Source organism: Streptomyces sp. NPDC048331, from assembly GCF_043201215.1.
Lineage (GTDB): Bacteria > Actinomycetota > Actinomycetes > Streptomycetales > Streptomycetaceae > Streptomyces.
Window position 1 is genome coordinate 26,895 of sequence record NZ_JBICYT010000005.1, and the last position, 12,042, is coordinate 38,936.

The 12,042-nt window shown below is 72.6% G+C and carries 12 protein-coding genes; 9 read left to right on the top strand and 3 right to left on the bottom strand.

Features of this window, described 5'->3' with window-relative positions; all coding sequences use genetic code 11:
- Positions 1–99 precede the first annotated feature (99 nt).
- Positions 100–1,710 (top strand): DUF6350 family protein, encoded by a 1,611-nt coding sequence (locus ACGFYY_RS10110; RefSeq protein ID WP_393708069.1) that lies wholly within the window; start codon positions 100–102, stop codon positions 1,708–1,710.
- Positions 1,711–1,828: 118 nt separating this feature from the next.
- Here ACGFYY_RS10110 and ACGFYY_RS10115 read toward each other — a convergent pair whose 3' ends face one another.
- On the bottom strand, positions 1,829–2,410 hold the full coding sequence (locus ACGFYY_RS10115) for a hypothetical protein (RefSeq protein WP_393708071.1): 582 nt from the start codon (positions 2,408–2,410) through the stop codon (positions 1,829–1,831).
- A gap of 242 nt (positions 2,411–2,652) precedes the next feature.
- Between ACGFYY_RS10115 and purN the strand changes: the two genes are divergently transcribed.
- Positions 2,653–3,276 carry a phosphoribosylglycinamide formyltransferase gene (gene purN, locus ACGFYY_RS10120; protein WP_393708073.1) on the top strand — a complete coding sequence of 208 codons (624 nt, stop codon included), beginning with the start codon at positions 2,653–2,655 and terminating at the stop codon, positions 3,274–3,276.
- Complete coding sequence (purH, locus tag ACGFYY_RS10125) at positions 3,273–4,856, top strand: bifunctional phosphoribosylaminoimidazolecarboxamide formyltransferase/IMP cyclohydrolase (RefSeq protein ID WP_393708076.1); 1,584 nt, start codon at positions 3,273–3,275, stop codon at positions 4,854–4,856. Before purN ends, purH begins: the two co-directional genes overlap by 4 nt.
- A 77-nt stretch (positions 4,857–4,933) precedes the next feature.
- Here purH and ACGFYY_RS10130 read toward each other — a convergent pair whose 3' ends face one another.
- The gene (locus tag ACGFYY_RS10130; protein ID WP_365267296.1) at positions 4,934–5,602 is read right to left on the bottom strand and encodes a hypothetical protein; all 669 of its coding nucleotides are present in this window, start codon (positions 5,600–5,602) and stop codon (positions 4,934–4,936) included.
- Positions 5,603–5,845: 243 nt separating this feature from the next.
- On the opposite strand from ACGFYY_RS10130, the gene ACGFYY_RS10135 reads away from it, so the two are divergent.
- The 6 genes from ACGFYY_RS10135 (at position 5,846) to ACGFYY_RS10160 (ending at position 11,493) form a co-directional block, all read left to right on the top strand.
- Positions 5,846–6,706, top strand: coding sequence for a bifunctional methylenetetrahydrofolate dehydrogenase/methenyltetrahydrofolate cyclohydrolase (locus tag ACGFYY_RS10135; protein WP_365267298.1), 861 nt, complete (start codon positions 5,846–5,848; stop codon positions 6,704–6,706).
- Entirely contained in the window at positions 6,696–7,232 is a 537-nt protein-coding gene (locus tag ACGFYY_RS10140) for a DUF3017 domain-containing protein (protein ID WP_393708079.1), read from the top strand. Before ACGFYY_RS10135 ends, ACGFYY_RS10140 begins: the two co-directional genes overlap by 11 nt.
- A gap of 254 nt (positions 7,233–7,486) precedes the next feature.
- Positions 7,487–8,476 (top strand): malate dehydrogenase, encoded by a 990-nt coding sequence (locus ACGFYY_RS10145; protein WP_393708081.1) that lies wholly within the window; start codon positions 7,487–7,489, stop codon positions 8,474–8,476.
- A 135-nt stretch (positions 8,477–8,611) separates the two neighbouring features.
- Complete coding sequence (locus ACGFYY_RS10150) at positions 8,612–10,321, top strand: hypothetical protein (RefSeq protein ID WP_393708083.1); 1,710 nt, start codon at positions 8,612–8,614, stop codon at positions 10,319–10,321.
- Positions 10,318–10,692, top strand: a complete 375-nt coding sequence (locus tag ACGFYY_RS10155; RefSeq protein ID WP_393708085.1) for a hypothetical protein — start codon at positions 10,318–10,320, stop codon at positions 10,690–10,692. The genes ACGFYY_RS10150 and ACGFYY_RS10155 overlap by 4 nt, the downstream gene beginning before the upstream one ends.
- 3 nt (positions 10,693–10,695) lie before the next feature.
- Positions 10,696–11,493: a hypothetical protein gene (locus ACGFYY_RS10160; protein ID WP_393708087.1), complete on the top strand. Its 798-nt coding sequence runs from the start codon at positions 10,696–10,698 to the stop codon at positions 11,491–11,493.
- A gap of 18 nt (positions 11,494–11,511) precedes the next feature.
- Here ACGFYY_RS10160 and ACGFYY_RS10165 read toward each other — a convergent pair whose 3' ends face one another.
- A complete protein-coding gene (locus ACGFYY_RS10165; RefSeq protein WP_393708089.1) occupies positions 11,512–12,003 on the bottom strand; it encodes a carboxymuconolactone decarboxylase family protein in 492 nt (163 codons plus the stop codon).
- Positions 12,004–12,042 lie beyond the last annotated feature (39 nt).

A 12,042-nucleotide genomic window follows, 5' to 3' on the forward strand; every position in this document is an offset into this window, starting at 1 on the left:
GCAGCTCTGGGCAATAAAGTACATAAACGTATATTGAGCGACACCACGGGCATTCGCCTGTTACCCGTCCATAGCGCGTGTCGTTGGCACCATGGCGGGGTGACCCAAGTGACCGAACGCGGGACCCCGTTGTCAGCGGCACCGCGAGCCGGCGTGCGGCGCCGTTCACCGGCCGCCGCCGCATGCGTCGTGGGCGGCGCCGTGGCGGCCGGACTCGGGCTCGGCTTCCTCGCCGTGCTCGTGATCGTGCTGTGGATCAGTTCCCCCTACCCCGACAGCGGCCCCGGCGGGGCCCTGCACCTGGCCGCCGGGCTGTGGCTGCTCGCCCACGGGACGGAGCTGGTGCGCTACGACACCCTGTCGGGCATCCCCGCACCCGTCGGGATGACGCCGCTGCTCCTGGTGGCGCTGCCCGTGCTGCTCATGCGGCGGGCCGCCCGACTGGGGAGCGCCGCCGAGGAGGACGACGAGGAGGTGCTGCCCGCCGCGGCCGTGTTCTCGGCCGTGCTCTGCGGATACCTCGCCGTCGGGGCCCTCGCCACGGTGTACGCCGCCGGTGGCCCCATGCCGGCCGACCCCATCAGTGCGGCCTGGCACGTCCCGCTGGTGGCCGTACTCGCCGCCGCCGGCGGGGTGTGGGGAGCCCGGGGTCGTCCGCTCGGGCCGCTGCCGTCCTGGCTACCAGGGGGCGTGAGGAGGGCTATTGTGCGCCCCCGATACGCCCTCGCGCTCCGGGCGGGCGCGGGCGGGTCCCTGGTGCTCCTGGGCGGCGGCGCGCTCGTCGTCGGCGCCTCGCTCGCGTGGCACGGCGCCGAGGTCCAGGCCTCCTTCCTGTCGCTGACCGGGGTGTGGTCGGGCCGCTTCGCCGTCCTGCTGCTCGCGCTCACCCTGATCCCCAACGCCATGGTCTGGGGAGCGGCCTACGCCCTCGGGCCGGGCTTCGCGCTGGGCGCCGATGTGACGGCCACCCCGCTGGGCTTCCCGGGCGCGCCCGCACTGCCCCGTTTCCCGCTGCTGTCGGCGCTCCCGGCCGAAGGGTCCGGAACCCCGCTGACCTGGGCGGTCGTCGGAGTGCCGGTGGTCGCCGGGCTCGCGGTGGGCTGGTTCGCGGTACGCCGGGCGCGTGAGGTCTCGTACGGGGAGACGGCGCTCACGGCGGCCCTCGGCGCGGTGGTGTGCGGCCTGACGATGACCGGGCTCGCGGCGGCCTCGGCGGGGCCGTTGGGCTCGCGGCGGCTGTCGGAATTCGGGCCGGTGTGGTGGACCACCGGGGTGGCGGCCTTCGCCTGGACGGCGGTACTGGCCGTGCCCGTCGCGGTGGCGGTGCACGCGTGGCGGACCCGCCCGGCCATCGGGCCCGGCGGCCTGGACGCCGACGAGGCGGAGGCCGTGGACGACGGGTGGCACGACAGCGGGGTGCGGGAGATCCGATGGGAGGCGCTGCGGAAGGCTGCGGGGGCGCTGGTTCCGGACCTGCCGGCGGTGCCGCCGGCGGGTGCCGGGGATCCGGTGCCGGTGCCGGTGCCTCCGGCGGTTGCCGCGCCGGTGGGGCCGGGGCGGCGGGCCGTGACGGTGGTGTCCGGGCTGGACCTGGATCCGGGTCTGCTGGCACCGAAGCCGGTTCCGCCGGCTGAGCCGGTGTCAGCGCCGTTGGCTCCGCCGGTCGTCGGGGCGCGGGTGCTGGCCCGGCGGAAGCCGCCGCCCGAGTAGGCCGTTCGGGTGGTGGATCGGGCGCGGCGCCGTTGCCGGGGGTCCGCCCCGGACCCCGCGCCTCACACGCCGGCGGGGCCGGAAGGGGCGGCGTGGCCCAGGTGGGCGGGGCGGGTGCCTACTGGCGGACCTTCAGGACGTCGCCCACCAGGTTGTCCGGCAGGAGGGTGTTGCACTGGAGCTCCGCCGACTTGGTGAGGGCGTCGTCGCGGCAGACGTAGAAGTCCTTGTAGGCGAGCTGAAGGGCGTACGAGCTGAACGCCAGCAGGATCGCCAGCGAGGCCGTGACCAGGCCGCTCACCGCCGCGGTGCGCTGCGGGCGGGCCGCGGGGCCCAGGGCGTCCAGGCCGGCCGGTGCCGCGGGGGCGCCGTCGGCGGTCGCCGGTGCGGGCTTGCCGCGCAGGGCGGTGATTCCCCAGTACAGGGCGAGTGCGCCGAGCAGCAGTCCGACCGACGGGATCCCGAAGATCCCGAAGAAGAAGCCCCACATGCCGGCCAGCAGCGCGTAGCGGGCGCGGCGCTGGATCGGGTCCGTCGGGTCCCAGCGCGCCGGCCCCCGCCCGCCGTCGGAGTCCTTCCGGCCGTCGCCGTCGCCGTCGCCACCGGTGCGCGGCTGCCACGGCTGGTCGGGCCGGCCTTCCGGCGGAGCCGCGAAGGGGTTGTCGTCGGTGGGGGAGTCGGGCTGACGGCGGTCCGGCATCGGGTGTGTTTCTTCCCCTGTGTCATGGACGTCGTGGGACGTCGTGGCGAGGTGAGGCCAGTTTCTGGCTTGTACGCCAGACGCTACCGCCCGGCCGTCCCCCCGTCCCTCGGGGGCTGTCCGGTGTACCGGTATCGTTGCAGGCGGTCGGTGGCTTCGTATGGTTCCCCATATATCGGTACCACGAAGTTTCGTATGACCACACAAGACGAACACCGCAATCCCGCGAGAAAGGGCCTCCCATGGCCGCCTCCCGCCTGGTCGTGCTGGTCTCCGGTTCCGGCACCAACCTCCAGGCCCTGCTCGACGCCATCGACGCCCACCCCGGCGGATCCGAGGGCTTCGGCGCCGAAGTCGTCGCCGTGGGGGCCGACCGCGAGAACATCGTCGGCCTGGAGCGGGCGGAGAAGGCGGGGATTCCCACCTTCGTCTGCCCGGTCAAGGGCTACGGCAGCCGCGCGGAGTGGGATGTCGCCCTCACCGAGGCGACCGACGCCTACGCGCCGGACCTCGTCGTGTCCGCCGGATTCATGAAGATCGTGGGCAAGGTGTTCATCGACCGCTTCGGCGGCCGGTTCATCAACACCCACCCCGCCCTCCTCCCGGCCTTCCCCGGCGCGCACGGGGTGCGGGACGCCCTCGCCTACGGAGCGAAGGTCACCGGCTGCACGGTCCACTTCGTGGACAGCGGCGTGGACACCGGTCCGATCATCGCCCAGGGTGTGGTCGAGGTCCGGGACGAAGAGGACGAAGCCGCTCTCCATGAGCGCATCAAGGAAGTCGAGCGCCAGCTGCTCGTCGATGTCGTGGGGCGTCTGGCCCGACACGGCTACCGCATTGAGGGACGAAAGGTAACAATCCAGTGACCGCCGTAGAGAGCAACGACCCGACCACGACCCAGCGGCCGATCAGGCGTGCGCTCGTCAGCGTCTACGACAAGACGGGACTGGAAGAGCTGGCCCGCGGGCTGCACGAGGCGGGCGTCGCGCTCGTCTCCACCGGCTCCACCGCCTCGAAGATCGCCGCCGCCGGGGTGCCCGTCACCAAGGTGGAGGAGCTGACCGGCTTCCCCGAGTGCCTGGACGGCCGGGTCAAGACCCTGCACCCGCGCGTGCACGCCGGCATCCTCGCCGACCTGCGCCTGGAGGACCACCGCAACCAGCTCGCCGAGCTGGGTGTCGAGCCCTTCGACCTGGTGATCGTCAACCTCTACCCCTTCCTGGCGACCGTGCAGTCGGGCGCCACCCCCGACGAGTGCGTGGAGCAGATCGACATCGGCGGTCCGTCGATGGTCCGCGCCGCCGCCAAGAACCACCCCTCCGTCGCGGTCGTCACCAGCCCGGCCCGCTACGCCGACGTCATCGCGGCGGCCCAGGGCGGCGGCTTCGACCTGACCGCCCGCAAGCGGCTCGCGGCCGAGGCCTTCCAGCACACCGCCGCCTACGACGTGGCCGTGGCCTCCTGGTTCACGAACGCGTACGCCCCGGAGCCCGAGGCGGTCCTGCCCGAGTTCCTGGCCGGCGCCTGGGAGCGCAAGTCGACCCTGCGTTACGGCGAGAACCCGCACCAGGCCGCCGCCCTCTACACGGACGGACAGCCGGGCGGACTCGCCAACGCCGAGCAGCTGCACGGCAAGGAGATGTCCTTCAACAACTACGTGGACACCGAGGCCGCGCGCCGCGCCGCCTACGACCACGAAGAGCCCTGCGTCGCGATCATCAAGCACGCCAACCCGTGCGGCATCGCGGTCGACACGGACGTCGCCGCGGCCCACCGCAAGGCGCACGCCTGCGACCCGCTGTCGGCCTTCGGCGGCGTCATCGCCGTCAACCGCCCGGTCACGGTCGAGCTCGCCGAGCAGGTCGCGGAGATCTTCACCGAGGTCATCGCCGCCCCCGCCTACGAGGACGGCGCGGTCGAGATCCTGGCCAAGAAGAAGAACATCCGCGTCCTGAAGGTGGACGGGCACCCGCACCAGCCGGGCGACCTCAAGCCCATCTCCGGCGGCGTGCTGCTCCAGCAGTCGGACGTCTTCCAGGCCGAGGGCGACGACCCGGCCCACTGGACCCTGGCCACCGGCGACGCCCTGTCCCCGGCCGAGCTCGCCGAGCTGGTCTTCGCGTGGAAGGCCTGCCGGGCCGTCAAGTCCAACGCGATCCTGCTCGCCAAGGACGGCGCCTCGGTCGGCGTCGGCATGGGCCAGGTCAACCGGGTCGACTCGGCGAAGCTCGCCGTCGAGCGGGCGGGCGCCGAGCGCGCGCAGGGCTCGTACGCCGCGTCCGACGCCTTCTTCCCGTTCCCGGACGGGCTGGAGATCCTGACCGCCGCGGGCATCAAGGCCGTGGTCCAGCCGGGCGGTTCGGTCCGTGACGAACTGGTCGTCGAGGCCGCGCAGAAGGCCGGTGTGACCATGTACTTCACCGGTACCCGGCACTTCTTCCACTGAGTCCGGCTCCCCCGTACACGGCGAAGGCCGCCACCCGCACCGCGGGTGGCGGCCTTCGCCGTGTACGGAAGGACGGCTCAGTACTGGGGACGGCGGAAGTAGTCCCCGGCCTTGGCCAGGCCGATGATGATCGTCAGGCCGAGGGCGAGGGAGACCACGGACGGCAGCACGGAGATGACGGTCAGGCCGCCGGCGCCCGTGGTGTGCTCGCTCGCGCCGAGCGCGACCAGGTTCACCAGCACGCCGAGGACGGCGAAGAGGGTCTGGAGCGAGCCGTAGATGATGCCGGAGACGCGCACCCCGCCACGGCCCTTGCCCATCTTGGCCGCGGTCAGGATGGGCCACAGGGCGAAGCCGATGAACAGGACGCCCACGACGACGCCCGCGGTGCCGGCGACGGCACCCGCGTCCTCGGTGGAGGAGCTGGAGGAGTCCGAGAGCGCCGCGGCGAACAGGGCGCCGCCGATGATGAAGAACAGGCCGCCCAGTACCTGCAGGGCGCCCACGATGAAGAGGATGACGCGCGCGGCCTTCGCCCCGCCCGGCATCTCCATCTGGGCCCCGGGGTATCCGCCCGGACCGCCCGGGTATCCGCCCGGGTAGCTCTGCGGTGCCTGCTGCGGGTAGGCGTAGCCACCCTGCTGCGGGACGCTCTGCGGTGCCTGCTGGGGGTAGCCGTAGCCGGGCTGGCCCTGAGGGGCCTGGGGCTGCTGTCCGTACGGGTTGTGCGGGTCGCCGAAGCTCATGGTGGGGTGTTCCTCCGTGTGGTGCAGGGACGCACGGCACGAGCACGGAGGAATCCTGCACGGTGCGGTCCGCCCCCCGGCACTGCCCGCGGCACTCAGTCGAGTCATCGTGGTCCGCCCGGCCGTTACTTGTCCAGCGGGTTGGGCTACAGGCCGTGACTTGTTGTGCAAGTGCAATGAACCCTGAGCCCCCATGGGTGCCGTGACTGGAACCGGGGCCGCCTCATCCGGGAGGATGGGGTCATGACCGCCCAGATTCTCGATGGCAAGGCCACCGCCGCAGCGATCAAGTCCGAACTGACCGCCCGAGTGGCGGCCCTGAAGGCCCGGGGCATCACCCCCGGCCTCGGCACCCTCCTGGTGGGTGACGATCCGGGCAGCCGCTGGTACGTGAACGGCAAGCACAAGGACTGCGCCGAGGTCGGCATCGCCTCCATCCAGCGCGAACTGCCCGGGACGGCCTCCCAGGAGGACATCGAGGCGGTCGTCCGCGAGCTCAACGCCGACCCGGCGTGCACCGGCTACATCGTGCAACTCCCGCTCCCCAAGGGCATCGACACCAACCGGGTCCTTGAGCTGATGGATCCGCTCAAGGACGCCGACGGCCTGCACCCCATGTCCCTCGGTCGGCTGGTGCTGAACGAGCCGGGACCGCTGCCCTGCACCCCGTACGGGATCGTCGAACTGCTGCGTCACCACGACGTCGGCATCAACGGCGCGCACGTCGTCGTCCTGGGCCGCGGGATCACCGTCGGGCGCTCCATCGGCCTGCTGCTGACCCGCAAGTCCGAGAACGCCACCGTGACGCTCTGCCACACCGGTACACGCGACCTCTCCGCGCAGCTGCGCCAGGCGGACATCATCGTCGCGGCGGCCGGTGTCCCGCACCTGGTCAAGCCGGAGGACGTGAAGCCCGGCGCGGCCGTGCTCGACGTGGGCGTCAGCCGGGACGGGGAAGGGAAGATCGTCGGGGATGTGCACCCCGGCGTGGCCGAGGTGGCCGCGTGGATCTCGCCGAACCCGGGCGGGGTCGGCCCGATGACCCGCGCCCAGCTGCTCGTCAATGTCGTCGAGGCGGCGGAACGGACCACCAGTGCGGGCTGAATCGGACGCGGAGAACGCGGCGGGCGCCGGTGCGGCCAAGGCGAACGGCACCCCCGTCGCCCCGATCGTGCCCGCCACGCCCGTCGCACCCGGCGCGCCGGCCGCTCCCGGCACGGCCGCCGGGGCCGAGCAGGCGGCCAGGTCCCGCCGCTTCCCCTCCATCACCCGGGACACCGCCCGACCCGAGGGCAGCGGTCGCGCCGTCCCCGGGGCCGTGTCCACGCCGGCCCGGCAGTGGCCGATGCTCAGCGTGCTCGCCGCGACCGCGGTCGGGCTGCTGGCCACGGCCTTCGGGCACCCGCGGGTCGGCTGCCTGGCCATCGGCGTGGCGCTGATCGCGGCCTCGGTGATGCGGCGCGTGCTGCCCTCGGTGGGCATGCTCGCGGTCCGTTCCCGCTTCACGGACATGATCACGTACGGGCTGCTCGGCGTGGCGATCACGCTGCTCGCGCTGGTGATGGCGGCGCCCAAGCCGTGGCTGCCGATCCCGTTCATGGAGAGCGCGGTCCGCGTCACCGTGCGGTGACGTGCGGTGACGTGACCGGATCCGCCGCGTCGAGCGCCGGATCTTCCCGGGGCGAACAGTGGCCCGGGGCCCGGTCGAACCTTCGAATATCGGGGTGCGTGTGCCGCGCACCACAGGGACCCGGGGATTAGCCCGGTCCCGGGTCGGATAGCCTGACCGCGGATGTCTCTTCACGTCAAGATTTACTGGGGAGCGGCGTCCTCCAGCACATGGGGCAGGGACGCCCCACCGCCAGCTGTCTAACGGAGAAGGCCATGACCCGCACTCCCGTGAATGTCACCGTCACCGGCGCCGCCGGCCAGATCGGCTACGCGCTGCTCTTCCGCATCGCATCCGGTCACCTGCTCGGCGCGGACGTGCCGGTCAAGCTCCGTCTTCTGGAGATCCCCCAGGGCATGAAGGCCGCTGAGGGCACCGCCATGGAGCTCGACGACTGCGCCTTCCCGCTGCTCGCCGGCATCGACATCTTCGACGACCCGAACCAGGGCTTCGACGGTGCGAACGTCGCGCTGCTCGTGGGCGCCCGCCCGCGTACCAAGGGCATGGAGCGCGGCGACCTGCTCGCCGCCAACGGCGGCATCTTCAAGCCGCAGGGCCAGGCCATCAACGCGCACGCCGCGGACGACATCAAGGTCCTCGTCGTGGGCAACCCGGCCAACACCAACGCGCTCATCGCGCAGGCCGCCGCCCCGGACGTACCGGCCGAGCGCTTCACCGCGATGACCCGCCTGGACCACAACCGCGCGATCTCGCAGCTCGCCGCCAAGACCGGCAGCGCCGTCTCCGACATCAAGCGCCTGACCATCTGGGGCAACCACTCGGCGACCCAGTACCCGGACATCTTCCACGCGGAGATCGCCGGCAAGAACGCCGCCGAGGTCGTGGGCGACGAGGCGTGGTTGGCCGACACCTTCATCCCGACCGTCGCCAAGCGCGGCGCCGCGATCATCGAGGCCCGTGGCGCGTCCTCGGCCGCCTCGGCCGCCAACGCCGCCATCGACCACGTGCACACGTGGGTCAACGGCACCGCCGAGGGCGACTGGACCTCGATGGGTATCCCGTCGGACGGCTCCTACGGCGTCCCGGCCGGTCTGATCTCCTCCTTCCCCGTCACCTGCAAGGACGGCAAGTACGAGATCGTCCAGGGCCTGGACGTCAACGAGTTCTCCCGCACCCGCATCGACGCCTCCGTCCAGGAGCTGGCGGAGGAGCGCGACGCGGTGCGCGAGCTCGGCCTGATCTGATCCGGTCGCCCGACCCGATCCGCTTTTCCCGAAAGGCCCCGGCGCATCGCGCCGGGGCCTTTTGGCGTGATCGGACCTGTCGTGCGCCTGATGATCGCCTTATCGTTTCCCTCCGCACACCGAAAGGGGGATTCGGTGACCAGCACCGCGGACGACAGAACACCCGTGCACCCTTCGCTCAGCGAAGCGGGCCGCCTGCTGTGCGCCGGCAGCTATCTCGACGCCGCGTACCGCGACCGGGTGATCGAGGAGCTCCACGTGCACGAGGAGCGCTTCGTGGCGCCCTCCTACGGCTTCGACGCCGCCCGCGTCCTCGCCCACGCACTCCAGGCCCGCCGCGCCGAAGTGGCCTGGGCCTTCGCCGTCCTGGCGGTGTGGGGCCTCGGACTGCTGCTGGCCCAGCCGCTCCTGCTCTTCCTGCTCATCCCGGCCACCTTCCTGAGCGGCGGCCGACGGATCGCGCGTCGCAGGGCGAGGACGGGGCGCGGCAGCCGATTCCTCGAACTGCTCCTGCGCGGCTGCGGTTACGTGTTGCTCCTCGGCGTCGGCCTCGGCGTGCTGCAGGGCGCGCTCGAAGGCGAGACGCGTGTGGGAGGGGCCGACGACTCGCTCAGGCTCTACGAGAGCATCCTGCGGGGGATCGAGCGGGAGCCGTTCACCCTCCTCTTCGGGCTGCCCGAACTCGGCTACGTGATCGCGGGCGCGTACGCCTGGACCGTCCTGATCGTCCTCGCCCTGCTGACCGCGGTCGTCGGCCTCCAGCAGGGCCACTTCGCCCGCGTCATCAACACCTCGCTCAGCCGGGCGCGGTACGCCGACCCGAACGCCGACCCCGCCTCCGGCCGCCGGTTCGCCAAGGCCCGCGAGCGGATCCTGCGGACCCAACACAGCCGCCTGGTCGTCTACAACGTGGACGACCCGTTCTGCGGCGCCGGCGCGGCCTACCGCCCCTGGCACCTGTCGGTCGAGCTGCGCCCGGCCGCGGACGGGGTCGATCCCGAACCGCTGGACAACGAGCGGATCGTGGCCCGGATCCGGCCGCGGCTGGAGGCCCTGCGCGTCCCGTCGCCGCACGGCTCGCCGGAGGCCGAGCAGGCCGTACTGGACCGGCTGCGTGAACTGGTCGTCGACGAGTGCGTGTTCCTGCCGGCCTCCGGGCTGCCCGCGGGGCACGAGCCGGACCTCTCGGACCGGGCGTTCGACGCGCACCGGGCCGGAGCCGTGGAGGAGGGCGGCGAGCGCCGCCGCCACTTCCTGCGGGTACGGGTCGGCGGCTGGGACGAGAACCTCGTCATCACCGTCTTCGTACGCGTCCACACCCAGGGCGGGATGCTGATGCTGGAGGTGGCGCCGCACGTGCTGCTGCCCGTACGGCCCCAGTTCCAGGAGGCCGACGACGTGGCCCGGCGCCACCTGAAGAACAACCTCTTCGCCAAGGCGGTCCGGGCGCTGGAGCACGCTCCGCGCTCGCTCACCAAGGCGCTCTCCACCCTGGCCGGCGGCGGCCGCGGGCCGTGGCAGATCGCCACGGAGGGCCACGGCGGGGCGCTCCCGGCCGGCCCGGCCGTCTCCGTACGCGAGCTGGCGGCGCAGGAGGACGCCTCGCTGTTCCAGCTGATGGACCTGGACCGGTACCTGAAGACCATCCAGGACCGGATCGTCGGCGGCGTGACCCTGGCTCTGCACGAAGCGGGCTGGCACACGGAGGAGTTCGCGCAGCGGGCGGTCCACGTGGCGGAGGGCGGGGTCTACATCCAGTCGGTGAGCCACAGCGCGTTCAGCGTGGGCGGCAGCGGACACCACAATCGGACGAGCCATCACACGGACAGGGGAGAGCGGCAGTGACGCACGACGGGGGAACCGGCGAGGTGCGGATCAACCGCATCGAAGGCAGCACCTTCAGCATCGGCGGCAGCGACATCACCAACACCACCGTCAACCAGGGCGGTACGGGCGCGGGCGCGCCGGGCGCGGCGGAACTGCTGGAGGCCGTACGGGAGCTGCGCGTGGCCCTCGTACGCCTGCCCCGCAGCGCCGACCGTTCGGCGCTCGACGCCGAGCTGGACGAGGCCGCCGGTGAGCTGGAGGAGGCCGGGGAGATCCGGCCCGGTCTGCCCGCACGGCTGCGGGCCGCGCTGGAGCGCTGGTCCCCGCTGGTGGACTCCGTGAACGCGGCGGCCGCCCTCGGCGGGCTGCTCGCCTCGCTGGGGAGCTGACCGGTGGCCACGGGCGGCGGTGCCCACTGGAATCCGCAGTCGCAGCGCTGGGAGTGGGCGGAGCAACCGCCCCCGCCCCCGCCCTCGTACCCGCCGAGCCCGCCACGGGGCGGAGGACCGGGCGACCAAGGCGGCCCGGGCCTTCCGGGCGGGCGCCGGTCGTGGAAGGTCCCGCTGCTGGTGGCCCTCGGCGCCGCGGTGGTGGGTGGCTGCGCCGTGGCCGGGTGGCTCGTCCTGCGCGACGAGGAGCCGAAGGCGCCCGCCGCGGCCCCGCCGGCCTCGGGAAGCCCGGCCGCGCCGTCCGGTACCGGTCCGAGCACGGCCCCGGGCACGGCCCCGAGCGCCCCGTCGCCCTCGGTCCCGCCGCCGTACACGGTGGTCCGCGACGACGGCGGCTTCTCGGTCGCCGTCCCCGCGGGCTGGGAGCGCAGCCGCGACGAGGACGGCAGCGGCTCCTTCTACCGCCGGCCCGGGGACCGCAGCGCACTGCTCCAGATCTTCCGCGTCGGCGAGCCGGACAGCGTCGGGACGTGCGAGCTGCTGCGGATCTCCTCGCAGGACCTCGGGAAGCGGCGGCCCGGCTACCAGGAGGTCTCCCTCGATCCGACGCCCGGTGAGTCCTGCGAGCTGGTGTACGAGTACGACAACCAGGAGTCGCACGGGCGCCGGCGCGCCATCGAGCGGATCACCGTCGCCCAGGACGGGAAGCGGTGGGCGCTGCTGGCGGCCGGTCCGGCCGCCGACGGCAGGGCGGTGCGCGCGAACCTGACGGCGGCCGTGGAGTCGTTCAGGCCGGAATGACTGCCGAACCACGGGTCCTCAGCTGTACATGCCCGGGGTGTAGTGGCCCGGCACCAGGCGCGTGGTGACGCCGATGCGGTTCCAGACGTTGATCGTCGCGATGACGGCGATCAGCTGGGCGAGCTCGCGCTCCTCGAACTGCTCGGCGGCCTTCTCGTAGACCTCGTCGGGCACGAAGCCGTCCGTCAGGACGGTGACGGCCTCGGTGAACTCGATCGCCGCGAGCTCCTTCTCGGTGTAGAAGTGCCGCGACTCCTCCCAGGCGCCCAGCTGGACGATGCGCTCGACGCTCTCACCCGCGGCGATCGCGTCCTTGGTGTGCATGTCGAGACAGAAGGCGCAGTGGTTGATCTGCGAGGCGCGGATCTTGACGAGCTCGACCAGGGAGGGGTCCAGGCCCTTCTTGGAGGCGATCTCCAGCGCGAGGACCGCCTTGTAGACCTCGGGGGCGAGCTTCGCCATCTGCATGCGCGGGGTGTGCTCGGGGGCGTGTTCGTGTGTGGTCGTCATGTGATCGACCCTAGGACTCAGGCGGCCCAGCGATATGGT